Below are 25,799 nucleotides of genomic sequence, written 5' to 3' on the forward strand. Positions count from 1 at the left end.
CCGTATTTGAGCCCTACAGGACGCGACCAACAAGATCCGCCGGCTCGACCGGCTCGGGGACTGACCGCACCGCCGCCGAACGGCAGCAAGGGATGGGGCCAGGGGACGATCCGTCCAACTCCGCCCGAGACCCTCCGGGGAGACATCAGCGAGCACGGCTTCACAATCTCCGTCAGTTTCTGCTGCCTGGCCGTAGTTGCCAACGCTTTGGTACACGCGGGCTGCCGACGCCTCACCAGAGGCAGCTTTCCCAGACCCCCGGAAGGCCCCATGACGACCGGTGCCAAGTTCCAGAACATCGCCTACGCCCCGCATTTCCCGCTCGGCGGCTTCAACCCCCTGCAGTCGCAGACACTCACCGACGTCTCCGAGCGCTTGGGCGCCTCACGCCAGCAGGTGGCCCTGGCGTGGTTGCTGCCGCGTTCGCCCTCCATGGTGCTGATCCCCGGCACCTCCTCCGTGGCCCACCTGCGCGAGAACATCGCGGCCGCCGACCTGGTCCTGCCCGCCGACGCGATCGCGGAGCTCGACGCTATCGGCCGGTGACCACGCCCTCACCAGGTCCCGGGCCGCGGCCTCGCCGACGACAAGCCGAGTTGTCGTAGGTGCTATGACCAGGATCACAGCGCCGCCGGGCAGGCCGGGAATACATGCGCCGTCATGTTGTTTGGTGTACTTGTAGAGTCAAGTATCAGCAAGGAGTGCACCATGCAGTTCGGCATCTTCGGAATCGGCGACGTCTCGTCCGACCCGACGACGGGTCGCACCCAAAGCGAAGCGGAGCGGATCAACAACATCATCAAGGTCGCCCGGCGGGCCGACGAGGTTGGCCTCGACGTCTTCGCAATGGGTGAGCATCACAACCCACCGTTCGTGCCGTCCTCGCCGCCGGCGCTGCTTGCTCACATCGCGGCGCTGACGGAGCAGATCATCCTGAGCACGGCGGTAACCCTGATCACGACCAATGACCCGGTGAAGATCGCTGAGGACTATGCAATGGTGCAGCATGTCGCCAAGGGGCGGCTGGACCTGATGCTCGGACGCGGGAACACCGTTCCGGTCTACCCGTGGTTCGGAAAGGACATCCGCGAGGGCGTCGCACTCTCCCTGGAGAACTACAACCTGCTCCACCGGTTGTGGCGCGAGGACGTGGTCGACTGGGAGGGACAGTTCCGCACCCCGCTGCAGGGCTTCACCTCTACCCCGCGCCCGTTGGACGACGTCCCGCCGTTCGTGTGGCACGGCTCGATCCGTACCCCTGAGACCGCGGAGCAGGCGGCGTACTACGGCAACGGGTTCTTCGCCAACCACATCCTGGCCCCGAACTTCCACTTCAAGCCGCTCGTCGACCTCTACCGGCGGCGTTTCGAGCACTACGGTCACGGAACCGCGGAGCAGGCCATCGTCGGGCTGGGCGGCCAGGCGTTCATCGCCAAGCATTCCCAGGACGCGATCAACACCTTCCGGCCCTACTTCGAGAACTTCCCGATGTTCCGGGGCTCGAAGCTGGAGGACTACATGGCCGGCACGCCGCTGACGGTGGGCAGCCCGCAAGAGGTCATCGAGAAGGTGCTCACCTTCCAGGAGGGATTCGGCGACTACCAGCGCCAGCTCTTCAACGTCGACGCGCTCGGCCTCCCGCTCGACATGGCGCTGGAGCAGGTCGAGCTGCTGGGCACCGAGGTGGTCCCGGTGCTGCGCAAGGAGATGGAGGCGCGCCGCAAGCCCGGCGTCCCGGACGCGCCCACGCACGCTTCGCTGGTCAAGGCGAAGTACGGTGACGCCGAACCGCGTCAGTTGCGGCCGAACCCCAACCGGGGTGACAACCTCTCGGGTACCTCGCCCTACCAGGACAGTGACCCGAATCAGGCGGCTCGCTTCCCCGTGGGGCCGTGATGACGGAAACCAGGGGCCTGGCCAGGCTGGCGAACGAGGCCTGGGAAGCGATGTTCAGGGCGCAGGCGACCCTCGCGCAAGAGTTCGAGTTCTCCGGTGACTGGGGCGGCTTCCCGCCCCGGGAGTACGGCGTGCTCTATGCCCTTGCCGACGCCGAGGATGGTCTGCGCATCACCGATCTGATCGACGACGTCCTGCTGACTCAGGCCGGGGTCTCCCGGCTGGTGGCGCGGCTGGAGAAACGCGGCCTTGTCGAGCGTCTCGCGGATCCCGACGACGGCCGTGCCTGCCGCATTGTCCTGACCAGTGAGGGACGCGATGTTCAGCGGCGCCTCGGTCGCGCACATGCGCGACACGTCACGACGGCGATGACCCGCGCACTCACCCGGTCACAACTGACAACGCTGCGCGACCTCGGGAAAGCGCTTGCCGCCGCAGCCCCGTCGGCGAGCTCGCAGCACTCGAAGCCGGACTCAAGGAACGTCGCATGAACAACCCGCCCGTCGCTCCCCAGCAAGTCCTCACCATCACGGTCGTCAATGCCGGGGTGAGTGATCCGTCCTCGACCCGGTTGCTGGCTGATCGGATCGCCCAGAAGAGTATCGACGCCCTCCGTGACATCGGCATGGCCGCGACCGTGCGCTCCATCGATCTGGGACCTCTCGCCGTTGAGATCGCACGGTCGATCGTCTCGGGGATGCCCGACTCGAAGGTGCAAGATGCCATCGCACAGCTCGCCGAGTCGGACGCGGTCATCGCCGCTGCTCCGGTCTACAAGGCGGGGATCAGCGGCCTGTTCAAGTCGTTTGCCGACCTGATCGACAACGACCTGCTCATCGCCAAACCGGTCATCCTTGCCGCCACCGGCGGTTCGGCCAGGCACAGCATGGTCGTCGACGACCACCTCCGGCCGCTGTTCGCGTTCCTACGGGCGATCCCGATGCCAACCTCCCTTTACGCCGTACCGGAGGACTGGGGCTCGACCGACCTCGGCAAGCGCATCGCCCGCGCGGCCGGCGAACTCGCCGCCGTCCTGCGCAGCGGCGTCGGCCGCGACATCGCCGACGGCAACTGGGCGGGCTACCAGCACGCGTTCGGCGGCAACGCCACCCGCGCCGAACACAGCATCGAGGACATCGACTTCGACACTGATCTCATGCGCCTGGCCACCGGCGGAACCGCACGTCCCCCGGTCGGTGACCGGGCCGATGTCCGCTGACGCACCCACCCCGGCACGCGGACCAGCGGGACCCGAGCGAGCCGGTGGGCGCGCGACGGTGGTGGTCATAGGCGGCGGGCAGTCGGGGCTCTCGGCCGGCTACCACCTGAAGCGGCGCGGCTTCACCAGCCCCTTGCCGGGCACGGATGGCCCTGACAGCGATCGGACCTTCGTGGTGCTCGATGCCGAACCGGCAGCCGGTGGGGCGTGGCGGCACCGGTGGGAGTCGCTGCGGATGGCGACCGTGAACGGCATCTTCGACCTGCCCGACTTCCCGCAACCGCCCGTCGACCCCGACGAGCCGAGTCGGACAGCGGTGCCGCGCTACTTCGCTGCCTTCGAGCACGTGACCGATCTGCCGATCCTGCGGCCGGTGACCGTCACCGCCGTACGACGTGTGGACGCCCAGCGCGACGGGGAGCTGGTGGTCGACTCCAGCGGAGGGAGATGGACTGCCCGGGCGGTCATCAACGCCACCGGCACCTGGACCAACCCCGTCCGTCCCCGCTACCCGGGGCAGGAGAGTTTCACCGGCATCCAGTTGCACACCCACGACTACGTCTCGGCCGACCGGCTCGCCGGGCTGCGGGTCGCCATCGTCGGCGGTGGCATCTCGGCACTCCAGCAGTTGGAGGAGATCTCACGGGTGGCCACCACGTTCTGGTACACGCGTCGCGAACCCGTCTTCCGTGACGGTGAGTTCGAGGCCGAGGTCGCCGGCCGTGAGATCGTCGCCAAGGTCGCCGCCGATGTCGAAGCAGGCAGGCCCACCGGCAGCGTCGTCTCCTATACCGACCTGGCCTGGACTCCGTACGCGTTGGCGGCGAAGGAGCGCGGGGCACTCCAGCGTCGTCCCATGTTCACCGCCATCGAACGCAGCGGCGTCCGCGAGGCAGACGGTTCCTTCACCCCGGTGGACGCGATCGTGTGGGCCACAGGTTTCAAGGCCGCCCTGGCGCACCTGGAGCCTCTGGGGCTGCGCAACGAGTTCGGTGGGATCACGATGCGTGGCACCCAGGTGGCCGGCGAACCACGCGTGCACTTGGTCGGCTTCGGACCGTCTCAGTCCACCGTCGGCTCCAACCGCTCCGGCCGTCAGGCAGTCAACAGCCTGTTGCGGCAGTGGAACGCTGCTTCGAACGGTTCGCCGAGCGGCTCAGGTTTCGCGGCAAGTGCATACGCAGGGAGGGCCTCGAAGACGTGACCCGCCCCGTCGCCACTCCCGGCCGCATGACGCATTCTGCCGAACCTCAAGAACCCGGTGACCGGGCGTGAAATCCGCACCGACGAGCGGTACTCCCAGGCGCTGACCTCGGCACGCTACGCCGAGGAGTTCGGGTATGACGCGGTCGCGCTGGGCGAGCGGCACGCCGGCGCCTTCCTTTCCAGCGGCGTCACGGTCCTGCTCGGTGCGATCGCCGCGACCACCAGCCGGATCCGGATCCAGACAGGTGTCTCGGTCCTGTCGATCCACGACCCGTTGCGCGTCGCCGAGGACTACGCCACGATCGACCAGCTCTCCCGTGGTCGGCTGGAGCTCGTCATCGGTAAGGGTAACGAGCTGCGTCAGCTGCCGATGTTCGGTATCGAAAACGGCGACCAGTGGGACGCGCTGGCGGAGAAGTACGAGCTGCTCCGCCGACTGTGGCGCGAGGAGAACCTCACCTGGCAGGGTCGCTTTCGCGGACCACTCAACGAGGTCGCCAGCCTACCGCGCCCCTTCGCCGGCGCTCCTCGCGTGTGGCACGGATCAGCGACCACGCTGACCTCGGCGAGCCTCGCGGCGAAGTGGGGCGACCCGCTCTTCTCCGCCAACGCCATCCAGCCCCGCGACAAATACACCGTACTCATCGACCACTACCGCACGGAGTACGCCCAGCACGGGCACGACCCCCGGTTCGCCTATGTCGGCGCGGGTGCGGGCTTCCTCTACCTGGCCGACACGACCCAGGAGGCGCGGAAGGCCTTCGGGTCGACGTACGAGCAGATCGTGGCCTACTTCAACCAGCCTGGGAACCACACGCCCGGCAACGAGATGACGTTCGCGACCATCGATGACGCCATCGCGCGTGGCCCAGTCTTGGTCGGTTCGCCGCAGCAGATCGCCGAGAAGATCCTCTGGTTCCACGAGGGGTTCGGACACGATCTGCAGTCCTTCAGCCTCCCGACGATGATCCCGCATGAACAACAGCTCAACATGCTCGAACGGTTCGCCAGTGAGGTCATACCGGTTATCCGCAAGGCTGCCCCGACGACTCTGTGGAGCGATGAGGACCCCTACGGTGGGCGCCCCGCCGTCCATGGCCGGACTGTCGCTGACGCCGCCACGAAGATCGAGTGGGCTCAGCGCTGATCGCCGCCACACGAACCTTACTTGACGTACCCTCAGCCGGTCCCGCTCGCGGACAACTTGGCAGCCCCAGCATGGTGAGTGTGTGGACGCTGAGGGGTGCGATTTTACCAGAACTCGATGTACCGGGTAATGTCCTGCCGGGCTGCCTCGCAGGTCATGTACGTTACTCGTGATATGCGCTCGTTCCCCGCGTTGACGATGGATGTGTGCGGCTGATCCATCCGTTTCATCCCCGGTGCGGTGAGGCTTTCGAGTTTCTCGAGCGGCTCAACTCGTGGCGCGGGGGATGTGGTGTTGGTCCGCGACGGGCAGGGTCGCAGGTGCTCGTTCCCACTGGAATGGACCGACATGGCGCGTCATCAAGGAGACCCTGACCGGCCCCACGGTCCCCGCGCTCATCGGCTCCGCGACCGTGTTCGCCGTGGGCTGCGCCCTGTTCGGGGCGGCGATGGTCCGCGCCCGGATCCTGCCGAGGGTCCCGTCGTGCCCGAACCGGCTCTCCGTCCGAGGCATCACGTAGGACCAGAGAAGATCGCCGTCTCCACCTGGCACGATCGCGCAAAGCGGACGAGAGTCTCCGTTTGGTAGCCTAGGTCCATGGCTGCAACGGATGACGCCCGGACCTCCGACCGGTCACTGCGCGCGGACGCCGTGCGGAACCGCCTGCGGATCGTGGAGGCCGCCCAAGCGCTCTTCGAAGAGCGCGGGATCGATGTGCCGCTGGACGAGATCGCGGAGCGCGCCGAGGTAGGTGCGGGCACGCTGTACCGCCGCTTCCCCACCCGCGAGGACCTTCTGGAGGCGGTCTTCGAGGACGAGTTGCGGAAGTGGGCGACGATCGCGGAGGAAGCACTCGCGTGCGAGGATCCGTGGGTCGGGTTCAGTACGTTCATCGAGCGGATCTGCGCCACGATGGCGACCGACCGGGGCTTCAGCGACCTGATCATCATGAAGTTGCCCACTTCGCAAGTGACCGCATCCCTCTGCGCGCGCCAGACCCGCGCCCTGGCGGACCTTGTCCTGCGGGCACAGGAGGCGGGCGCACTGCGTGAGGACTTCGTCGTGGAGGACATCTTCCTGTTCCTCATGGCCAACGCCGGAGTTTCCCAGGTGACCCACTGCGCCGCCCCACACGCGTGGCGGCGGCTGGTCGCCTTCCTCCTGGAGGCCTGCCGTCCGGCCAACGCCGGGCCCCTCCCCGCCGCACCGACCGCCCTGCAGACGGAACGGGCGATGCTGGGGCACGCGACCGCGATGGGTGTCATCCCGCGAGCGTGAGCTGCATCACAGCGAGAAATCGAAATAAACGGAGATACCTGTCCGGTTACCTGGTCAGCGAACCGGGACAGGGCGCGCTCCTCAAGAGGTGACACGCCCTCGGCCGACCAGGAGGCTGCCGTGAACCCACACACGTCCGCAGCGGACGGTGAACCCCCGTCCCGGACATCGGGCGAACCCGATCACCAGCGGGTTCTGCCGCTGTGGGAGGCGGTCGGGCCATCGGGCACCGATCAGTGGTCTCCGTACGCCGACACCGGCTCGCGGGCCCCGACCGCCGCGTCTGGAAGAGCAGAGTTCCGATGATGTCCGCCGCCGCAGGCATACGTCGCATTCGCCGCTCGCTGTACGAGGTGGTTACCGTCAGCCGGCCCCTGTCTCCGCCGGGCGGTTCGGCACGGCACAGCTTTCGGCACGCGGCTGCGGTCGTGACAGGGACCGCGGTTGTCTACGTCTTCCTTCTTGAACTGACCAACGGCAGCGCTGAGGCCGCCGAGTCCCGGCCTGCCGCCACCCCTGCGGAACGTGCGGACACCTACCGGGAGTCACTGGTGGAGGGCTGGTCGGCTTTCGAACACGGCAGCGCACAACTGCTGAGCTGGCTGCAGGCCTTCGGCCACTGGCCGCTGACCGCACTGATGCTGCTCTGGTTGGCGCGCCGCCACCAGCGGGTGTACGTCCGTACGGGCATCGCGCTAATGCTGTCCGCAGCCGCCGGCCTGGTCATTCTCGCCGCGCTCCCGGGTCTCCCGTCCGGCACGGCCGCCGCCGGCACAGCGCCCGGCATGACCCAGCAGTCCGAGGCGTATCGCGTACTGGACGCCACGGCGCTCTCTCATGACTTCGCCACGCTGCCGAGTCTGCACATCAGCGTGATCCTCCTGATGACGCTCGCGACCCTCACCGTCGCGCGGCAGCCCCGGGTGCGGGTACTGGCAACTGTGCTCGGCCTGTCGATGAGCCTCGCGGTCGCGCTGGCCGCCGACCACTCCCTGCCGAACGCAATGGCGGGTGCGGGTGCGGCGTTCCTCATTTGGTTCACCGCGGGAGCACTCCAGGGCCGACCCGGGGCGCGACGCGACAGCACGGAGGACGTACCCGACGTACCGGAAGACATCGCGGCTCCCATCCCGCTCGTGCCTCGGCCCGTGGCTCCGTCGCGGTGGCCCGAGGCCGATGCCGTGCCGCTGCGACCGGCGGGCTGACGCCCATGAACATCGACGCCCTGGTCGAGGCGGCCGGCTGGTGGTCCTACGTCGTGGTCTTACTCATTCTCCTCGCGGCGGCGATCTCGACCCCGTGGCGCTGGCCGCCGTCGTGGTCGCCGGGGGCATGATCGGGGACAGTCTCGGCTATGCGCTGGGCCACTGGTATGAGCGCCGGCCCAGCGCTCAGCGGCTGCGCCGTCGCGTCGGGCCCGGCAGCGGGATCCGCCGGTCCGGGGACTTTCCGCTGCGGCACGGCGGGCCGGCGGTGTTCACCGGGCGGTTCGTCGGCTTCGTACGGACCTTCCTGCCCTTCGTGGCCGGAGCCGCGGGGATGCGCTACCGCCGGGCCAACCTGTCCGCCCGGAGCATCGATCTGTCGGGTCCCGGTCGTTCTACGGCCGTGGCAGGACCGCCAGGGACGTTTCGGCGATCGCGCGAAGTGAGTCGGGGCTGCCGCCGCCTTTGCCCAGCGCTTCGATGCCGCGCAGCACGGCCAGCAGGAGCCCGGCGAGCCGGGCGGGGTCCGCGTCCGGCGCGATAGCACCCGCGCGTTGCGCTCCCGCGACGCAGGAGGTGATCAGTTCCTCGATGGCCGTGAACGTCCGGCGGGCCGTCGCCGCGACGGCCGGGTCCTGCTCCGACAGCTCGGCGGCGCCCTTGGCGAGCAGACAGCCCCGCAGGCAGACGTCCGAGGCGGTGGCCTCGGCCACCTTCAACACATACGCGCGCAGCCGTTCGTACGCGTCGGCGTCCGGGCCGTCGAGCGCCCGGCGCACGGCCTCGACCAGCCCGGCGCAGTGGTCGGCGTAGGTGCGCAGGAACAGTTGGTGCTTGTCGCCGAAAGCACCGTAGAGGCTGCCCTTGCCCAGGCCGGTGGCGGCGGCGATGTCGTCCACCCGCGCCGCCGCGTATCCGGTCGACCAGAACTGGTCCCTGGCGGCGCGCAGGACCTCGCTCTCATCGAAGTTTCGGGGTCGTGCCATGCTCGGACGATACCAGTTCTTGACTAACTCGTCCAGAACTGCTTACGTTCTGGACGAGACGGTCAAGAAAATCGATCGACTGTCCCAGCAATGGCTACGAGCAGCGCAAACGCCGTTGCCATCTCGAAAGGACTAGGTGCCATGCCCCCCATGAACGGAAAGACCGCTCTCGTCACCGGAGCCTCCAGCGGAATCGGCCGGGCCATCGCCCAGCGCTTCGCCGACGACGGCGCCCGCGTCTACCTGACCGGCCGCCGCAAGGACGAGCTCGAAGCCGCAGCAGAGGCCATCGGTCCCGATGCGGTCGCTGTGCCGGCCGATGCCTCCCGGGCCGCCGACCTCGACCGCGTCATGGACGTCATCCGCGCCGACGGACACCGGCTCGACGCCGTCGTGGCCAACGCCGGCCTGGGCGACGGCGCCCGCCTCCAGGACGTCACAGAGGAGCAGTTCGACTTCGTCTTCGGCGTCAACACCAAAGGCAGTCTGCTGACCGTGCAGAAGTCACTGCCCCTGCTCACCGAACCCGCCTCGGTGATCCTGCTGGCGTCCTCCACCATCCACCAGGGCGCCGACCGGATGGGCGTATACGCCGCCTCCAAGGCCGCCGTACGCAGCCTGGGCCGGACCTGGGCCGCGGAACTGGCCCCGCGCGGCATCCGCGTCAACGTCATCACGCCCGGCCCCATCGCCACCCCCGCCATCGACCGCCTTGCCGGCCTGCTCGGCCAGACCACCGAGGACTTCCACGGCGTACTGGCCGCGAACATCCCACTGCAGCGCATGGGCCGCCCCGAGGAGGTCGCCGCACTCGCCGCCTTCCTCGCCGGACCCGAAAGCTCCTTCATCACCGGCGCCGAGCACTTCGTCGACGGCGGACAGGTCCAGGTCTGACCAACCGTGACGAGGCGCCACCCGCCCCGCCCTCTGGTGGGCCGGACCGCGCCGCGAAACTTCGAAAGGGAACAGTGGTTCCCATTCAGTCCCGTGCAAGCTGAAGTTGCTGGTGACAGGGCTGGTGTGCGTGGACATCGGGATGCTCGTGCTGGGCGCTGGCAGGTGACTTTGGTGAAGATCGTCGGTCATCGGGCGACTTCGCGGTTCGTGAGGACCAGCAAGGCCCTGACCAGGGAGGTCGCCCGGGCGGGGTCGGTGCGCACCTTGCCGAGGACGCGCCAGTTCTTGAGGTGGGCAAAGCCGTGCCCGACAGGCGCCCGGACGGCCGTCAGTGCCGTGTTGGACAGCTTCTGGCCTCGCGTCAGAGACCGGTTCCGGGCAGCCTTGTGGCCGGTGACCACCGCCGGGTCGGCGTCGGGGCCGCCGTCGTCGAGGCCGACGAATCCCAGGTCGGCTATGGCTCCGAGCCCGATTTCCCGCAGTTTCTGGGCGAGCTTGTCGTGCCGGCAAGCGGTGATCTCCGAGATGCGCCCGGGGCGGGCCGCCGAGATCCACAGCAGCCGGCCCCGGTCGTCGGTGAGGGCGATCACGAGCAGGCCGTGGCATTTGTTCTTGCCGGAGTAGTTCTCCCGGTTCTCCTTCCCGGTTCTGCGCCGGGTGCGGACCACCGATCCGTCCAGCAGTACGATGCCGCCACCCATTCGGGCGATCTTCTTCAGGGCCCGGTCCAGGCGTGGAGCGCGGGCGGCGAGCAAGCCGATGACCTCGCGGACCCACCGGGTAACGGTGGTGCGGTGTACTCCGTTGCCGCCGGCCAGGTCGCCGGGCCGCTGGTCACAGCGCAGCACTGCCAGCACAATGGTGGCGATCTTCCCTGCGGGCAGGGCGCGCCACCTGGAGCCGATCTTCTTGAGGTGGCCGCGTATCAGGTCGGCGAGCCAATCCAGAGCGGCACTCGACAGCGGCAGGCGGGCAGTGTAGACGAGGCCGTCAGGGCCCTCGACGGAACTGTTGTTTTTCTTCACACCAAACTCAACTGCCGTCGAAGAGCCGTCAGTTACGCCCCCGCCCCGCACAGTTATGGACGTGCGGTGAACTGCCCGTCAGGGCGTTTGTGCAGCCAGCCGCGGTCGGCGAGCTTGGTCATCTTGGCCCGCAAAGGTTCCAGCTTGCCGCGCACCGAGGCGTCCAACCCCAGCCGCTCGCCCGGACCTGCACCGGGCCGTCGGCCTCCCGCACGATCGCCAGGATCTTGCGGTAGTCGCCGGGCAGCGCGCCGTCGTCGGCCGCGTCGCTGCGGTGCGGGATGGGCAGGACTGCCCGCCCGGCCACCTTCGCCGATACCGGAGCGACAGCCCCGGCGTCGGCCCGGGCCTGTTCGGCCAGGCGGTTCAACACCCGCTCCGCGATCGCCAGTTCATCCCGCTCGGCCTGGACCTCCTGGAGTTTCTTGGCCAACTCCTCGGCGAGAGCGTTCAGTTCGCTCCGGCGGGCCGTGATCCACTGCCGCTCCTGCATCCCCCGCGTCCTCCCGCGTTCTCACGGCGTGTCGACCTGCTGACGGATCGTAGGCGGGGGCCGGTCGTGGGCGCAGCCGAACCCGGCATCCCGCCGGAGCCGGACCCCCCCTGATGATCTACGCCATGGTCATCGGCCGCCGACCGGCACGAGTATCCAACTCACCATTCACACCAGACCTGTGACCTGCGACTTCACGATGCACACCGCTCACTGAGACCTGTGCAACATGAAGCACGCAGTTCACGGGTCCGGTGTGCGGAGCGGGCGGGGTACTCGCGCTGGTCGTCGGTGGGTATCCAAGGCGAAGATCGTGTGACCTGTCGGCCGGAGCCGTTGCCGGGTTCTGCTGCGCCGACCGCCGTGCCGCTCCTACGATCCGTGGCCGGGCCGGTGCGCCGGGAGAGCGCGGGGAGGGCGTGGAAATGCTGGAGCTGGAGGGGATCACGGCTCGCGGAATGAACTGGACACGCTCGCCGAGGAGTTGGCCAAGCAGCTGGCGGAGGTCCAGGCCGAGCGGGAGGAGTTGGTGATTGCCGAGCGGGTCCTGCACCGGCTGGCCGAACAGGACCGGGCTGTGCAGGAGGCCGCCGTGGCCGTCGCCCCGACTGGGGCCCGGGTGACGGGGAGCTGACGCTCGGGGCGGTGCTGGCGCGGCTGGAGGAACGGGAGCGGGAACTCACTGCGCAGGCCAAGGCGGCCAATGAGCGGGTCACGGAGCTCTCCGCGCAGCTGGAGGAGTTTCACCGGGCCGCCGAGGAGATCCGGGTCACCCGCGAGACGCTGCTGGAGCTGCCCGAGCCGGCCCCGCCCGCGCCGCCGCAGCCAAAGCTGCCGGACCATCCGGCCTGCCAGCAGATCATGGCAGTGTTCGCCGCGGCCGACGCCCCGCTCCGGGCCCGCGCGGTGTGCGAGACGATGGACATGAAGATCGCGTCCAACACCATTAACAACACCCGCCTGAAGCTCAAGCGGCTGACCGAGCGCGGGATCCTGACCGAGACCGAGCAGGGCTTGTTCACCCGACCACGGCCGTAAGCCACCCGGCACGGCCACGACCTGCCCACTCACTCCGGACGATTCAGCGACTCGGGCATCAGCTCTCATACCGCCCTCTCAGGGCGTCGTGCACGGACTCCGCGTTGTGCAGCGCGGGACCGCCCGCCGCGAGTAGCCGGGCGACCAGTGCGCTGACCACCTCGCCGCCGGGATGCCCGCCGAGGCCGTCCGTGACGGCGACGACGAGGGGCGTGGCGAGCGGGAAGAACAGGGTCTGCGGGCTCTCGGTCACCGTGGCGCACAGCGGCCAGGGTCCGACGACGAGGCTGTCCTAGTTCCGCTCGCTCAGCGGCCCGGGATGGCTCAGTGCACTCACCGCGATGACCTGCGCCTTGGAGCGGTTCCGCTTTTCCTCAGTGCGGGCGACTTCCGGCCGGCTCGTCCCTCCGGTTCCAGTGTGGGCCCGGAACGATCGCTTCGCATGATTGACCGCGTACGGTCAGTTCGCGATCCTGGAGCGAAGGGCTGAACGCAGGGCACGTCCGTGAACGGGCTGCCCGGTTCGTGTGCGGTCCGACGAAGGTACACAAGCAAGGCTCTGCTCGTCCTGAACCCCCCACGCAGGAAGGCAGGAACAGACATGCAGGAGACACAGGAGATCCAGGAGCTTCAGCAGACCCCCGCCGTCACGGCGGAGAACGGCTGGCGGTCCCCGGAGTACGAGATCGTCGAGACCGCGCTCGAAGTGACGGCGTACCTCCTGGCCACGCGCTAGTCGCAGCTGCCGTGCTGCTGCAGGTGCTCGGCACCGCGGCGGGCGGCGGACTGCCCCAGTGGAACTGCGCGTGTCCCGGCTGTGCCGGGGCGCGCGCCCACCCGGAGCGGCGCCGCCGCCACGCGTCCCTCGCCGTCAGGGCGGACGCCGGCCGCTGGTACATCGTCAACGCCACCCCCGACATCGGCGACCAGATCGAGGAGACCCCCGCACTGCACCCGGGCCCCGCCGCCCGGCAGAGCCCGCTCGCGGGCGTCGTCCTCACCGACGCCGAACTCGACCACACCCTCGGCGTGGCGCGGTTGCGCGAGGCGGACGCGGTGGAGCTGGTCGCCACCACCCCGGTGCGCGAGGCCCTGCTCGCCGGACCACGCCTCGGCGCGGTCCTCGGCCCGTACACCGACCTCAACTGGCGGGAACTGGGCGCTCACCCGCTCACCCTGGGCCCGGAACTCCGGGTCACCGCCGTCCCCGTCGCCGCCAAACGCCCCCGCTACGCGGCCGGCACCGGCGCCGACGACCCCCACTGGGTGGTTGCCCTCGTCCTCACCGAACCGGCCACGGGAAAGTCCCTGCTGTACGCCCCGGCCCTCGCCGCCTGGCCCGACGCGTTCCAGGACGCCGCGCAGGCCGCCGACTGCGTGATCGTGGACGGCACCTTCTGGGACGAGGACGAACCCGTACGCACCGGCATCTCCGCCAGAACGGCGAGCGACATGGGCCATCTGCCGATCGACGGGCCCGCCGGCACGGCGTGCCGCCTCACCAGCCTGGACGCCCGCTGCCTGTACACCCATCTCAACAACACCAACCCCCTGACCGACCCGGACGACGACCGGCACAAACAGCTGGCCGACCGGGGTCTTGAGGTCGCCGCCGACGGAATGGTCATCGAGCTGTGACGACAACACCCGTACGGGACACTCCCACCGACCAGGAACCCTGGAGCGGTCCCCAGTTCGAGGAACGGCTGCGTGCCGTCGCTACCACCCGCTACCACGACCGGCACCCCTTCAACGTACGGATGCACGACGGCACCCTGACCCCCGCGGAACTGCGCCGCTGGATCATCAACCGCTTCCACTACCAGCGGCACATTCCCGTGAAGGACGCCTTGATCCTTGCCAAGTTCGAGGACCCGGCCCTGCGGCGCATGTGGCTGCGCAGAATCGTCGACCACGACGGCGTACACGAGGGCGAGGGCGGCATCGAACGCTGGCTGCGGCTCGGCGAGGCCGCCGGCATCGACCGGCCCCGGCTCCGGTCGGCCGAGGAGGTCCTGCCCGGCGTACGGCTCGCGGTCGACGGCTACGTCAACCTCTGCCGCCTGGGCACCCCGCTGGAAGCCGTCGCCGCGTCCCTCACGGAGCTGTCGGCGCCCGGCATCATGCGCACCCGCATCGCCGCCTTCGAGCAGCACTACCCGTGGATCGAGCGGGACGGTCTCACCTACTTCCGTACCCGCGTCGGGCAGGGCAGCCGGGACAGCGCGGAGGCGCTGGAGCTGGTCCTGCGCTGGGCGCGGAGCCGTGAGCAGCAGGAACGGGCCGTGGCGGCGTTGGTGTTCAAGTGCGATGTGCTGTGGTCGCTGCTGGACGCGGTGGACGGCGTGCGGGTGCGGTCGTGAGGGACACGGCGGCTGGGACACGGGATGGGGCGGCGGCTGTTCCTGTGCCGCAGGACGCGGACTGGCGCCCGGAGCTGAGCCGTTCCGTCATGCTCCGGCACGACCGGGTCCGCGACACCGATCTGCTGCTGATGCCAGAACGGGTGGTCGTGCTGCACGGAAGCGCGGCCGCTGTCCTGCGGCTCTGCGACGGCGACCACACCCTCACGGCGATCGTCGCGGCACTGTCCGAGGCCTTCCCCGGAGCACCGGTCGCGAAGGAGGTCCCGGAGTTCCTGGGACGGGTGCGCGAGGAGGGCTGGGTCCGATGACCACTGCCCCCGTCACGCCGCCCTGGGCGCTGCTCGCGGAACTCACCCACGGCTGCCCCCTGCACTGCGCATACTGTTCCAACCCGGTCGAACTGATCCGCAGATCGGCCGAGTTGAGCACCGGCGCATGGACCGACGTCATGCGACAGGCCGCGGACCTGGGCGTCGTACAGACCCATCTCTCCGGCGGCGAACCGCTCCTGCGACGCGACCTCCCCGAGATCGTCGCGGCGGCGGACGGCTCGGGCATCCACACCCAGCTGGTCACCAGCGGCGTGGGCCTGACCGAGAGGCGCCTCACCGAGCTGACCGAACACGGGCTGCGGAGCCTCCAGTTGTCGGTCCAGCACGCGGAACCCGCGGCCTCCGACCGGATCGCCGGGCACCGTTCCTTCGCCGCCAAGCGCAGGGCGGCGGAACTGGTCCGCGAGGCAGGGCTGCCGCTGGGCCTGAACGTCGTACTCCACCGCGACAACCTGGACTCGGTCGACGCCCTGCTGAACCTGGCGCAGGACTGGGGAGCCGAACGGATCGAGCTGGCGAACACCCAGTTCTACGGCTGGGCCCTGACGAACCGGGACCACCTGCTGCCGGACCGAGAGCAGATCGAGGCGGCGCGGGCGGTCGTCGACGCCCGGCGCACCGGCCCGACCGACCCGGACGTGGTGTGGGTGGTCCCGGACTACGTGGACGCAACGGCCAAGCCCTGTATGGGCGGTTGGGGAGCCGTCTCCCTCACGGTGGCCCCCGACGGCGCAGTCCTGCCGTGCCCGGCCGCCGCGGTCCTGCCGACCCTGAACCCCCCGAACGTCAAGACCAGTTCCCTGGAGTGGGCCTGGTACCACTCACCGGCCTTCTACCGCTACCGCGGCACCGACTGGATGCCCGACCCCTGCCGCTCCTGCGACCTGCGCGACACCGACTTCGGCGGCTGCCGCTGCCAGGCGTACGCACTCACGGGCGACGCCTCACGCACGGACCCGGTGTGCGCGCTGGCCCCGGACCACGGCGTAGTACGGGCGTTGGTGGACGCCCCACGTACGACCCCGGTCCGGCCGCCGACCCCCCGATCCTTCACTGCTCGCACGGGCGAAGCCGGACCACCCCCCTGACGTTCCACCGCACTTCCCCACCCCCCACTTGGAGGACCGATGCGACTGGCCCACACACGAGGCCGCGGCCCCGCCGCACCGCAGCGCAGGGCTTTCAGAACACCGGCGGCGCTGACGGCGGCCGTCCTGCTGGCCGGCCTTACCGGCCTGGGCACGGCCCAGGCGGACACCGCGGCCCCGACGGGCGTACCGACGGGCGTCACCAACCTCACCACGGGGCTGACCGTCCCCTGGGGCGTCGGCTGGACGCCGGACAACTCCCACGCCCTGGTGACCGAGCGGGACGACTTCCGCGTCTGGAAGGTCACCCCGACCGGCCAGAAGACGCAGGTCGGAACGGTCCCCAACACCGTGACCACCGGGGGCGAGGGCGGCCTGATGGGCGTCGCCGTCGACCCCGACTGGGCCACCACGCAGCACGTGTACGTCATGCACACCGCCGCCGAGGGCAACCGCATCGCGCGCATGACGTACAACGGCACGACGCTCACCAACTACACGGTGATCCTCCAGGGCATCGCCAAGGCCCACTACCACAACGGCGGCCGGCTCGCCTTCGGCCCCGACGGCTATCTGTACGCCACGACCGGCGACGCCCAGAACACCGCGCTCGCCCAGGACCGCAACTCCCTCAACGGCAAGATCCTGCGCATGACCAAGGCGGGCCAGCCGGCCCCCGGCAACCCGTTCGGCAACCTCGTCTACAGCCTCGGCCACCGCAACCCGCAGGGCATCGCCTTCGACCGCAACGGCCGGTTGTGGGAAGCGGAGTTCGGCGACACCCGCTTCGACGAACTGAACCTCATCAAGCCCGGCGCCAACTACGGCTGGCCCACCTGCGAGGGCACCTGCTCCGTCGCAGGCATGACCAACCCGAAGAAGACCTGGACGACCGGCGAGGCCTCCCCCAGCGGCATCGCCATCGCGGACAACGTCGTCTACATGGCCGCCCTGCGCGGCCAGCGCCTCTGGCACATCCCGATCACCGGCGACACAGAGAACGTCGGCACGGCGACGGCGTACTACGTCGGCACGTACGGCAGGCTCCGCACGCTGGCGAAGACCCCCGGCCAGGAAGAGCTCTGGCTGACGACGACGAACGCGGACGCGAACGGAGGGCAGCCGGAGGGCTCGGACCGGGTACTGAAGGTGACACTGGGCTAGCGGAGAGGACGCAAGGCGGCGCGCCGACCCGGGAGGGCCGGCGCGCGGCTCTTTGCATGCTGGGCTAGTTGTGCCGGTCGACCCGGGGCTCCAGCACCACCACCGCCGTCTCGGACTTGCCCCAGACGTAGGGCGGGACCTCACCCACTCACATGCTGGCTAGGGCGGGTGTCGGCGGCTCCACCTGAGGCGAACCCAACTGGCCCCGTCGGGAGGGGCGTTCGGGGGTACTGAGGGGTGGTGGCGAGGCGAGTGGCCACACCTTGGGCCTTGCGGTGGAACGGTGGTTGTGGTCCGCCGAGGATGGGTGCTGTGGATGGCCTTGTCCAAGCAGGAGTTGTTTGACCGGATCCGCCGGGACAGCTGGCAGCGGAAGCTGTCGATCCGGGCGTTGTCGCGGAAGTACGGCGTTCACCGGCGTCTGGTGCGGGAGGCGCTGGCCTCGCCGGTGGCGAAGCCGCGCAAACAGCGGCACACGGCCAAGCGGATCGGTACGCGGCTGGAGGAGGGGTTCGGGGTCACGCTCCCGTACACCACGGTGCACGACTTCGTCACCGCCCGCCGCCGGGCGATCGCCGCGGAGGAAGGGGCGCCGGTCGAGGGTTATTTGACCCGGCACAACGTGCCCGGCGCGGACGCCGAGGTCGACTTCGGAGAGGTCTGGATCGATCTGGCCGGGGAGCGGGTGAAGTGCTTCCTGTTTGCGTTCCGCCTGGCCTACTCGGGCCGGTCGGTGCACCGTATTTCCCGATCGTGCGGGCAGCAGGCGTTCTTCGAGGGGCACGTCCATGCCCTGCGGGTGCTGGGCGAAGTACCAGCGGGCCAGGTGCGCTACGACAACCTCACGCCGGCGGTCCGCAAGGTCGTCTTCCGCAGCCGGCTGCGGGAGGAGGACCCCAAGTGGACGGCGCTGCGGGAGTTCTACGGATTCACCGCGTTCTACTGCGAGCCGGGACTCCGCGGGGCCCATGAGAAGGGAGGGGTGGAGGGCCAGGTCGGCTACTTCCGCCGCAACTACCTCACGCCGGTTCCGCGGGTGGAGACGCTGGAGGAACTCAACTGCCGGATCGCCGAGTTCGAGGAGCGTGAAACGGGCCGCCGCATCGGATCGCGGATCCGGACGATTGGCCAGGACTTCGCCCGGGAGGCTCAGCATCTGCTGCCGCTGCCCGCCGAACCCTTCGAGACGGCAATGACCTTTGAGCCCCGGGTCGACCGCCGCGGAGCGCTGCGAGAAGTTGAGCAGGATCTTCGACGCCTGGTCGCTGTACGGGTGTTCCCCGTGTCGGCACGGGCGACGGCACCAACCACGCCGACACCCGCGACCAGCACAGAAGCAGCGGTACCTGGCCAGACATCCGCCACAGCCGAAAGCACGGCCGCGCCGCGACGATGCGCGGAGTCAGTGTCTCGCTGGGGCTGAGTACAACGCTGTCGGCGACCGCCTCGAAGAGAGGCAGGCCGTGCTCGACGTCCCCCGCCACGTTGCGACACCTATCGCTGCCATGACACCTGCGGTCCTTCGGTGCGCGCACCGGCCTGGCACACGCGACCGGCCAGGCAGGGCAACCTCACCAGGCCCTGGAGATCGCCGAAGACGTGATCACTGACAGGCTCGACGGTACTCCCGACGTGCATCCGGTGATACTCAACGCACGCTTCGAGGCTGCCCTGTGGACCGGTGCATGCGGCGATTCGGAAGCGGCGGTTACCCAGTTCAACTCACTGCTGGACCACGTCTCCGAATCGTTGGGCCCCGACCACAGCCTCGTGCTGGACTGCCGCAGTTGCCTCTCTCAACTGACCGGGCAAGGCGATGGCCCCCAACAGCCCTATCGCGACTCGTGGATGAGGCTCCCGATTGGTGATGGCGGACAGCCGAACAATCCTGTGAACGACGGCGATATCGGTTCTGGCCGCGATACCGACTCCACCGAGAGCTACCCCTGAAGACAATTCCAGTCACGCCACACGATCATCCATGCTCGTCAACTGGACGGGCTGCTTCGCGGAGCACGGCCGCGTCCGAGCAGCGAGACAGATGCGAACGTGCGCCCCCACATGCTTCCCCGGCGAACCTCCAGCGCACAGCAGCGCACCCCGTGCTGGGTAGGAGACGCGACGACAGCAGAAGGCCCCCGGAGCAGGCGTACCGGCTACCAACCGACCTACCCCGAGGGCCACTCCCAGCACGACCTGGAAGGAGAAGCACGTGACCGTACCTCCCCGTGAGGCATACCCCACCGGATGCTCAGCACACGGCGCACGCGAGCGGCACACGATCGTGATCACCATAACGATCACCATCATCGTGACCGCCTGCGCCGGACTGAGCCCCGAATGGGCAACAGCCATAGCCGCGCTGATCACCACAACGTCTGGCAGTAGTCAGCCCTAATGTGCGAAAACGCCCTCGCGCCGGAGTCCGATGCGGGGGCGTCTCGATGCCCTCTGGAACGGCCCCGTGCAAGCCAGCCGGAACATCGCCGCTACCCGACGTCCGGCAACTCCACCTCCGCCAGCACAGGCGGCGCCGCGCTCGACTCCCGCGCAGTCCGGCGCGCATTCTCTCCCCGGAGCACCGTCAACCAAGGCCACAAGTCGGGCAGTTGCTGCTCCGAACACGCCAGCCGATGCTCGATCCGGCACCGCTGCGAGCTGTCCGGAGGGCACACCGCGTACACCGTCACCCGCCCATCCGAAAGCCCAATCCACCGATACTCGGCTGGCACCAGATGCGCCAAAACATCCACACCCGGCTCCAACAGCACCCAGTCCTGCTCCAGCGTCGGCACCCGATCCTGCGGTAGGCCGCAGAACGGGCACGTGAACGTCTGCTTGCCGCCCAACCGCGGCACCTCGTCAGCCCCCATATGTGGAGCGTGCGTGCCATACGCGCATGCCGCACGGTGCCTATCGGACGGGAAACCTGCGGCCCGGCGGGCAGACCACGGCAGACGAGGTTCGAAGTGGCCGTCCACGCCCGGCGCGCACCAATAGCAGCGGCCAGACAGGCGCTGTTGACGACGGCCCACCAAGGCCACGGGCAGCATGATCCGCCGCTGCATCATTTCGCGGAACAAGCACACCACCGATATTCGCTTGCGCACCAGCGTGGATCGCGAGAGCACGCAGAAACGTGCGCGACTACGAGCGGCTGGTCTCCCACAGCGAGGCCCACATCACCTGGACCTTCAGCCCTGTTGACTGCATCTCTGGGTCAGTTGCTCGGGCTGAGTAAATGCGCTTTGCGCCGGAACGGCCATGCCGAAGGAAGATACGGAAACCTAGTAGATGTCACCACATTCTTGCGCAGACATTACTGGCAAATCATCCGCGATCTCTGCGTTGATGTTGATCGTGCGCTGTTCGTCATCAAGGCTCGGAGTCTTGAAGAAGCGTGCCAGCCTCCCGCGATCATCACGAATCCACCGCACGCCCTGTCGATCAAGGAAACCGATCGAAACCAGTGAGATTTCCCGATCTGGAGCCAGTCGCTTAAAAGACGTCCGATTCGGCCTTTTGTCATTCGAGGTCACTCGGCTTAATGATCACTTCGGAACAAGGTTTCTTGTCCCCAAGCACCAAGGTCCGCGCATGTCCCGTGGCGCTGGCGCCGCCGAAAGCCGCCCCGGCGCGCCGGGCGGCCGAACGCGACGAGGACGCCGTGACCGGCTGTATCAGGGAGACCTGGCCCCGGGTGGAAAGACGCTGGGAGACCAGGACGCGTGGCTGTGCTTCGCGGAAGAGTCGGGCCAGATCTCCCTGGCGGGCCTGGTCTGCCGCAAGGCCGGCCGGCGCGCCCGGCTGATATTCCGGATGCTGGTGCACCACGGCCGCAAAGGCGAGAAAAATGGCTTCCGGGAGAAGGACTTCGCCTCATTGCTGGATGTCGCCCACCAGCAACTCGGCGGCAACATCGTGCTGGTCTGGGACGACTACAGCCACCACGTCGACGCCGCCATGCGCGAGCTGATCGAAAAGCGGCCGTGGCTGGCGGTCTACCGCTTCCCGGCCTACACCCCCGACCTCAACCCGGCCCAGGGCGTGTGGGCGCATCTGAAGAAGAGCCTGGGCAATCTGGCCCCATGCAGCATCGATGACCTGGCACGGCTGGTCCGCACGCGCCTCAAGCGGATGCAGTACCGGCCCGACCTGCTCGACGGGTTCATTGCCGTAACCGGATTAATCCGGGTCCCACCATGACGTCAGCCCGAACCGAACACCTCAAATATTTCCGGCAAAGATGTCTCTGCCCTGGGCCTACCGGTGCGGGGCCGGCCGCCGGTCGACGAGGAACAGCGGCCCGCTGAGGCGGTGTCACGACGACTCCGGCGCCCTACTGAGCCTTCCGGCAACGAAGTTGTCGCCAAGTGCATCCTGGTAAACTTTCCGGCCTCGATCCGCAGCCGTGACCGTGGGGCATGGCAGAGGCCGTCCGATGCCCGGGCCCGGTGCAAGATCTCCGCACACGCGTTGAAAGGTCTTGCCGTGGACAGGTTCGAGCAGAATGACAAGACGCCGGTAACCGAAGGCATCTGCCTGCTGACCGTCGTCAGCCCGCGCAGAGATGAAGGCAACAGCCCGACCGGAACCGTCGGCCGATGCCTGGCCCGACAACTACTCGCCGTGGGCCGGCATGTGCGGGTAATGGCCGAGCCGGACCAGTGCGGTGGCTGGCCTGACACGGTCGACGTCGTGCAAGGGTCCATCACCCGGCCCGTGGAGTGTGCCCGAGCCTTCGACGGTGTCGAGGCCGTGTTCCTCGCCGGTGCCCATCCGTCGACGGTCCAGGACGCCCTCACTCTGGCGCGAAACGCCTCCGCCCGTAAAGTCGTTCTGTTGTCGTCTCACGGGCCCGAGTACGAAGAGGTGAATCCGCCGGAGACCTGGTTCTGGCTGGCGATCGAGAAAGCTGTGGAGAACTCGGGCATCGCCTGGACGCACATCCGGCCGTCGGCTGTGATGGGTGCCGTCATCGAGAGCACCTACCCGGCGACAGGGTCGGACTGGCCTGACACCGTCCGCGCCGACGGAGTGGTCAGGGAGGCTTTCCTCAACCAGGGTCACTACCCCTTCATCCACGAGCAGGACCTCGCCGCCGTCGTGGCCGCAGCACTGATCAGCGACGATCACACCGGGACGATCGTCGAGGCTGTGGGCCCGCCGCTGAGCACGCGTTCACGGATACGGAGCATCGCCACCGCTCTCGGCCGCGACATCGACACGGTCGATCTGGCGGCGGACGAGAGTCGGGCGATCTGGCGACGTCGTGGCTGGCCGGACGGTGCGATCGACGTGACGCTGTACGCACTTGAAGAGTACGGCGCCCGCTTCGACGAACTCGTTCAGTGGACACTCGACCAGCGGCCGTCCGTGCAGGACATCATCGGCCGCCCACTGCGCACCTACCACGACTGGGTGAGCGAGAACATCGACTCCTTTCGCTGACCTCGCCGTGCCGAGCACGATTCCCGCAGGGGCCGTCCACTGTTCAAAGTGTTGACACATGACGTCACCCTGAACCGAAAAGCTCAGTAGTCGTCTCCGAGGGGCGCGATACGAACGACTTACTGGCCCTAACAAGAGCTATTGATCATGTGACTGTTGGCTGTCGGCTCGTTGGTCTGGTCATGGGGAACCGCCAGTCGCGGCCCTGGATCGTGTCGGACGAACTGTGGTCGCTCATCGTGCCGTTGCTGCCCGAGCCTGCTCCGCAGCTGATCGAAGGCAGGCCGCGGGTGCCGGACCGGCAGGCCTTGTGCGGGATCCTGTTTGTCCTGCACACCGGCATCCAATGGGAGTATCTGCCCCAGGAGTTGGGCTTCGGCTCGGGCATGACCTGCTGGAGACGCCTGGCCGCGTGGAACGAAGCGGGCGTCCGGGACCGCCTGCACGCCGTGCCGCTGAAAGAACTGCGGTCGAAGAACCAGCTCGACTGGTCCCGGGCGGTGATCGACTCCTCCCACGTCCGGGCCGCCCGCAGGGGCCCAAAAGCGGGCCCAGCCCGGCCGACCGCGCACAGCCGGGCAGCAAGCACCACGTCCTCACCGACGGCCAGGACATCCCGCTCGCGGTGTCGCTGACCGGCGGCAATCGCAACGACGTCACCCAACTCCTGCCCCTGCTCGACAAGGTCCCGGCCGTGGCCGGCATCATCGGACGACGCCGTCGACGACCCGACATGCTGTTCGCGGACCGCGGCTACGACCACGAGAAGTACCGCCGGCTCCTTCGCCGGCGTGGCATACGCCCCGCGATCGCCGAACGAGGACAACCTCACGGCACCGGCCTGGGCACCTTCCGCCGGGTCGCCGAGCGCACGATCTCCTGGCTCCACGGCTTCCGTCGCTTACGCATCCGCTGGGAACGACGCGACGACATCCACGAAGCCTTCCTCGGACTCACCGTGTGCCTGATCACCCACCGCCATGTCCAACAGCTTTGTTAGGGCCTTTAAGGCCGCTCCGGACGGGCAGACCGCTGACCTGCGCTGTCTCACGGCCCGCTATCACCCGGGACGGCGGTGCGGTCGGCTGTGTGGGGGTGCCGTGCTGCGGAAAACGCGGGGCGAGGCGTTCTGCGCCGGATGCCCGACCGCAACACCGCGCTGCGCGGGGACATCGCCCCGGCTCGCGCCTGCATCCCCTCGGGCGATGCACGACCGGTCGGCGCTGAAGGTGCGCGTCACCTTCTGAGCGCGGGGGCCAGCGGCACGGGTGTCGTTCCTCCCTTGCCGCGCGGCGCCCTCGTGATGTCAGGCGGCGCGCTTCACGTGGCGGACCAGCCACATCAGCAGGGCGTCCAGGTCGGCGGCTGCCGAGAGGACCCGGTCGACCGCCTCGGGGGTGTGCAGCCACTCCTCGCAGCCGAGAGGACGGGCGGCGATCAGCGAACGGTGGCGCAGCAGGTTCGCACGGGAGTGGTCCGTCGGATAGCCGCGCGGCGGGCGTTTCATCACGTCCCCGGAAATGTCGTAGCCCTTCTTCCGCACGTCCTCGACGATGGCGGACAGTTCACGGCCGCTCCCCTCGGAGGCCACGGCTTTGCGGAACATGTCCACCTGGCCGGGATCGGGGTACCACCAGGCGCCCTGGATCCGCAGGCCGTCCAGGTCGAACCGGAGATTGATCTCGATCTTGCGGCCGAGCCGGATCACCGCGCCCTGGTGCTGCCACCACCAGGAGTCGGTGCGGTAGTGCCAGACGGAGAAGTCCTCGTACCGGGGGTCGGTGTCCGCGACCTCGTTGAGCAGGGCGATCATCGGCTGCCGGACCAGGCGTTCGCGGTCCGCGCGGTAGCGCTCGCGGGTCGCGTGGGTCGGTTCGCCCTGGAGCTGCCACAACACGTCCATGGCCTGCTCCGGCCAGCCGGTGAACTGTCCCCGCATCCGGGCAGGTTAGCTCACCCACTAGTGAGACGGGCAGGGAGGCGTAGCCCCAGACAAGGTGGGAGGTGTTGCGGCCGGGCTCGCTGCCGTAGATCCTTCCGTGAGTCCCGCCCGGCCGGGGAGACCGGCACGTCCGTTGACCATCGAGTGCCGGGTGCTGCGCATGGTCAGGGCCTGACCGCGAACACCATGCCGATGTCACCGGCCTGCTGTACCGGGTCCTGCTCGGTGCTGACGGTGAAGCCGTGCGTGCGGAGGACCTCGCAGACTGTGTCGCGGTTCTGCTGCCAGCGCTCCACCTCGACGACGGCCTGGCGGACCAGCGGCCAATGCCGTTCCTCGATGCCTCTGAGCACCTCGAGTTCGGCGCCTTCCACATCGACCTTGAGCAGGTCGATGTGGTCGATGCCCAGCTCGTCGAGCGCCGATGACAGAGGCCTGACCTTCACCCGGTGCGTCTCAATGCGCCGCAACACCCGCAGCTTGCGGCTGACGAGCAGAGTGAGGACGGGGGCGGGTACGCGGCGCAGGACCGGTCCCAGGCCGCCCTGGCGGATCATTTCGACAACGCTGGCGGTGACCCGGCGCCGCTCAGCCTCGATGTTCCCCTGATCCCGCGAGGAGGACGAGAAGATCGTGGCGGCCGGAACGTAGCTGAAATCGAGCTCGTCGTCACGGGACGCCAGGCCGTAAGAGAGCGCGGTCAGACGTCCGTTGAAGAACTCGCGAGCATTGCGTTCGAGTGTCGCGTGGAGTGGCGGCATCGGCTCGAAGGCGTAGATCCGCACGTCCCCGTCCAGCCGCTCATAGACGGCCGCCGAGAACACACCGATGTTGGCGCCCACGTCGAGTACCGTCGCGCCCGGCGTGCACTCGATGCCGTGGGTGAAGTAGCCGCCCACCTCCTCGCGCAGGAAGGACGCCTCCCAACGATTGATGCTGTGCAGTTCAATCGTTTTCATGGTCATGACAGAGTGATCTATCAGGGTTGGCGCCAACAATCCAGCCCGCACGCTTCACTTCGGCCACGTCCCTGATCCACACTCCTCGTCCTGATGGGCCAGGCGTG

The 25,799-nt window shown here is 68.5% G+C and carries 30 protein-coding genes and 2 pseudogenes; 25 read left to right on the plus strand and 7 right to left on the minus strand.

What is annotated here, in order from left to right; translation table 11 throughout:
- Positions 1-291: 291 nt before the first annotated feature.
- The 10 genes and pseudogenes from KCH87_RS00505 to KCH87_RS48665 form a co-directional block, all read left to right on the plus strand.
- Positions 292-546: pseudogene (locus KCH87_RS00505) on the plus strand (aldo/keto reductase); the annotation flags it as partial.
- Positions 547-708: 162 nt separating this feature from the next.
- Positions 709-1,896 carry a CE1758 family FMN-dependent luciferase-like monooxygenase gene (locus tag KCH87_RS00510; RefSeq protein ID WP_210583202.1) on the plus strand — a complete coding sequence of 396 codons (1,188 nt, stop codon included), beginning with the start codon at positions 709-711 and terminating at the stop codon, positions 1,894-1,896.
- The gene (locus tag KCH87_RS00515; protein WP_210583204.1) at positions 1,896-2,387 is read left to right on the plus strand and encodes a MarR family winged helix-turn-helix transcriptional regulator; all 492 of its coding nucleotides are present in this window, start codon (positions 1,896-1,898) and stop codon (positions 2,385-2,387) included. The genes KCH87_RS00510 and KCH87_RS00515 overlap by 1 nt, the downstream gene beginning before the upstream one ends.
- Positions 2,384-3,115 carry a CE1759 family FMN reductase gene (locus tag KCH87_RS00520; RefSeq protein ID WP_210583206.1) on the plus strand — a complete coding sequence of 244 codons (732 nt, stop codon included), beginning with the start codon at positions 2,384-2,386 and terminating at the stop codon, positions 3,113-3,115. The genes KCH87_RS00515 and KCH87_RS00520 overlap by 4 nt, the downstream gene beginning before the upstream one ends.
- On the plus strand, positions 3,105-4,319 hold the full coding sequence (locus tag KCH87_RS00525; protein ID WP_210583208.1) for an NAD(P)-binding domain-containing protein: 1,215 nt from the start codon (positions 3,105-3,107) through the stop codon (positions 4,317-4,319). Before KCH87_RS00520 ends, KCH87_RS00525 begins: the two co-directional genes overlap by 11 nt.
- 57 nt (positions 4,320-4,376) lie before the next feature.
- Positions 4,377-5,468: an LLM class flavin-dependent oxidoreductase gene (locus KCH87_RS00530; RefSeq protein WP_308298703.1), complete on the plus strand. Its 1,092-nt coding sequence runs from the start codon at positions 4,377-4,379 to the stop codon at positions 5,466-5,468.
- Positions 5,469-6,065: 597 nt separating this feature from the next.
- Positions 6,066-6,746, plus strand: coding sequence for a TetR/AcrR family transcriptional regulator (locus KCH87_RS00535; RefSeq protein ID WP_210583210.1), 681 nt, complete (start codon positions 6,066-6,068; stop codon positions 6,744-6,746).
- A 428-nt stretch (positions 6,747-7,174) separates the two neighbouring features.
- Entirely contained in the window at positions 7,175-7,951 is a 777-nt protein-coding gene (locus tag KCH87_RS00540) for a phosphatase PAP2 family protein (protein ID WP_210583212.1), read from the plus strand.
- A gap of 5 nt (positions 7,952-7,956) precedes the next feature.
- A complete protein-coding gene (locus tag KCH87_RS49965) occupies positions 7,957-8,082 on the plus strand; it encodes a hypothetical protein (protein WP_282612913.1) in 126 nt (41 codons plus the stop codon).
- A pseudogene (locus KCH87_RS48665) lies at positions 8,079-8,240 on the plus strand (DedA family protein); the annotation flags it as partial. The gene KCH87_RS49965 and the pseudogene KCH87_RS48665, both read left to right, overlap by 4 nt.
- Before the next feature lie 106 nt (positions 8,241-8,346).
- Here KCH87_RS48665 and KCH87_RS00550 read toward each other — a convergent pair.
- Positions 8,347-8,937 (minus strand): TetR/AcrR family transcriptional regulator, encoded by a 591-nt coding sequence (locus tag KCH87_RS00550; RefSeq protein WP_210583214.1) that lies wholly within the window; start codon positions 8,935-8,937, stop codon positions 8,347-8,349.
- 141 nt (positions 8,938-9,078) lie between these two features.
- Here KCH87_RS00550 and KCH87_RS00555 point away from each other — a divergent pair, with 141 nt between their 5' ends.
- Entirely contained in the window at positions 9,079-9,831 is a 753-nt protein-coding gene (locus tag KCH87_RS00555) for an SDR family NAD(P)-dependent oxidoreductase (protein WP_210583216.1), read from the plus strand.
- A gap of 188 nt (positions 9,832-10,019) precedes the next feature.
- On the opposite strand, the gene KCH87_RS00560 is transcribed toward KCH87_RS00555, so the two are convergent.
- Both KCH87_RS00560 and KCH87_RS00565 read right to left on the minus strand, forming a co-directional pair.
- Entirely contained in the window at positions 10,020-10,859 is an 840-nt protein-coding gene (locus KCH87_RS00560) for a transposase family protein (RefSeq protein ID WP_210583218.1), read from the minus strand.
- A gap of 118 nt (positions 10,860-10,977) precedes the next feature.
- Positions 10,978-11,352, minus strand: a complete 375-nt coding sequence (locus tag KCH87_RS00565) for a hypothetical protein (protein ID WP_247195515.1) — start codon at positions 11,350-11,352, stop codon at positions 10,978-10,980.
- A 484-nt stretch (positions 11,353-11,836) separates the two neighbouring features.
- Between KCH87_RS00565 and KCH87_RS00570 the strand changes: the two genes are divergently transcribed.
- Positions 11,837-11,986, plus strand: a complete 150-nt coding sequence (locus KCH87_RS00570; RefSeq protein ID WP_247195516.1) for a hypothetical protein — start codon at positions 11,837-11,839, stop codon at positions 11,984-11,986.
- Between the two features lie 11 nt (positions 11,987-11,997).
- Positions 11,998-12,390 (plus strand): hypothetical protein, encoded by a 393-nt coding sequence (locus tag KCH87_RS00575; protein ID WP_210583220.1) that lies wholly within the window; start codon positions 11,998-12,000, stop codon positions 12,388-12,390.
- 58 nt (positions 12,391-12,448) lie between these two features.
- Here KCH87_RS00575 and KCH87_RS00580 read toward each other — a convergent pair whose 3' ends face one another.
- A complete protein-coding gene (locus tag KCH87_RS00580; protein WP_210583222.1) occupies positions 12,449-12,643 on the minus strand; it encodes a hypothetical protein in 195 nt (64 codons plus the stop codon).
- A 348-nt stretch (positions 12,644-12,991) separates the two neighbouring features.
- On the opposite strand from KCH87_RS00580, the gene pqqA reads away from it, so the two are divergent.
- The 8 genes from pqqA (at position 12,992) to KCH87_RS00620 (ending at position 19,290) form a co-directional block, all read left to right on the plus strand.
- Positions 12,992-13,126 carry a pyrroloquinoline quinone precursor peptide PqqA gene (gene pqqA, locus KCH87_RS00585; protein WP_210583224.1) on the plus strand — a complete coding sequence of 45 codons (135 nt, stop codon included), beginning with the start codon at positions 12,992-12,994 and terminating at the stop codon, positions 13,124-13,126.
- Between the two features lie 11 nt (positions 13,127-13,137).
- Positions 13,138-14,028: a pyrroloquinoline quinone biosynthesis protein PqqB gene (gene pqqB, locus KCH87_RS00590; RefSeq protein WP_210583226.1), complete on the plus strand. Its 891-nt coding sequence runs from the start codon at positions 13,138-13,140 to the stop codon at positions 14,026-14,028.
- Entirely contained in the window at positions 14,025-14,753 is a 729-nt protein-coding gene (gene pqqC, locus KCH87_RS00595) for a pyrroloquinoline-quinone synthase PqqC (RefSeq protein ID WP_210583228.1), read from the plus strand. Before pqqB ends, pqqC begins: the two co-directional genes overlap by 4 nt.
- Positions 14,754-14,797: 44 nt before the next feature.
- Positions 14,798-15,064, plus strand: coding sequence for a pyrroloquinoline quinone biosynthesis peptide chaperone PqqD (pqqD, locus tag KCH87_RS48670; protein ID WP_308298704.1), 267 nt, complete (start codon positions 14,798-14,800; stop codon positions 15,062-15,064).
- The gene (gene pqqE, locus KCH87_RS00605; RefSeq protein WP_210583230.1) at positions 15,061-16,176 is read left to right on the plus strand and encodes a pyrroloquinoline quinone biosynthesis protein PqqE; all 1,116 of its coding nucleotides are present in this window, start codon (positions 15,061-15,063) and stop codon (positions 16,174-16,176) included. The genes pqqD and pqqE overlap by 4 nt, the downstream gene beginning before the upstream one ends.
- Before the next feature lie 39 nt (positions 16,177-16,215).
- Positions 16,216-17,340, plus strand: a complete 1,125-nt coding sequence (locus KCH87_RS00610; protein WP_210583231.1) for a sorbosone dehydrogenase family protein — start codon at positions 16,216-16,218, stop codon at positions 17,338-17,340.
- A 316-nt stretch (positions 17,341-17,656) separates the two neighbouring features.
- Complete coding sequence (locus KCH87_RS00615; RefSeq protein ID WP_210583232.1) at positions 17,657-18,763, plus strand: transposase; 1,107 nt, start codon at positions 17,657-17,659, stop codon at positions 18,761-18,763.
- A gap of 176 nt (positions 18,764-18,939) precedes the next feature.
- Positions 18,940-19,290: a hypothetical protein gene (locus tag KCH87_RS00620; RefSeq protein WP_210583233.1), complete on the plus strand. Its 351-nt coding sequence runs from the start codon at positions 18,940-18,942 to the stop codon at positions 19,288-19,290.
- A 539-nt stretch (positions 19,291-19,829) separates the two neighbouring features.
- Here the strand turns inward: KCH87_RS00620 and KCH87_RS00625 are convergent.
- Entirely contained in the window at positions 19,830-20,213 is a 384-nt protein-coding gene (locus KCH87_RS00625) for a DUF6083 domain-containing protein (protein WP_210583234.1), read from the minus strand.
- A 330-nt stretch (positions 20,214-20,543) separates the two neighbouring features.
- Here KCH87_RS00625 and KCH87_RS00630 point away from each other — a divergent pair, with 330 nt between their 5' ends.
- The 4 genes from KCH87_RS00630 (at position 20,544) to KCH87_RS00645 (ending at position 23,791) form a co-directional block, all read left to right on the plus strand.
- Positions 20,544-20,813, plus strand: coding sequence for a hypothetical protein (locus tag KCH87_RS00630; RefSeq protein ID WP_210583236.1), 270 nt, complete (start codon positions 20,544-20,546; stop codon positions 20,811-20,813).
- Between the two features lie 124 nt (positions 20,814-20,937).
- Positions 20,938-21,546: a transposase gene (locus KCH87_RS00635; RefSeq protein ID WP_308298705.1), complete on the plus strand. Its 609-nt coding sequence runs from the start codon at positions 20,938-20,940 to the stop codon at positions 21,544-21,546.
- Positions 21,547-21,831: 285 nt separating this feature from the next.
- On the plus strand, positions 21,832-22,791 hold the full coding sequence (locus KCH87_RS00640; RefSeq protein WP_210583238.1) for an SDR family oxidoreductase: 960 nt from the start codon (positions 21,832-21,834) through the stop codon (positions 22,789-22,791).
- Between the two features lie 182 nt (positions 22,792-22,973).
- A protein-coding gene (locus KCH87_RS00645; RefSeq protein WP_247195518.1) for an IS5 family transposase occupies positions 22,974-23,791 on the plus strand; the annotation gives its coding sequence in 2 pieces (ribosomal slippage) (positions 22,974-23,325 and positions 23,325-23,791; 819 coding nt in all).
- Between the two features lie 306 nt (positions 23,792-24,097).
- Here KCH87_RS00645 and KCH87_RS00650 read toward each other — a convergent pair.
- Both KCH87_RS00650 and KCH87_RS00655 read right to left on the minus strand, forming a co-directional pair.
- Positions 24,098-24,730, minus strand: coding sequence for a DUF2461 family protein (locus KCH87_RS00650; RefSeq protein WP_247195519.1), 633 nt, complete (start codon positions 24,728-24,730; stop codon positions 24,098-24,100).
- A gap of 167 nt (positions 24,731-24,897) precedes the next feature.
- On the minus strand, positions 24,898-25,692 hold the full coding sequence (locus tag KCH87_RS00655) for an FkbM family methyltransferase (protein WP_210583239.1): 795 nt from the start codon (positions 25,690-25,692) through the stop codon (positions 24,898-24,900).
- Between the last annotated feature and the right edge of the window lie 107 nt (positions 25,693-25,799).

Origin of the sequence: Streptomyces sp. GESEQ-35 (assembly GCF_017948485.1) — a bacterium.
Lineage (GTDB): Bacteria > Actinomycetota > Actinomycetes > Streptomycetales > Streptomycetaceae > Streptomyces.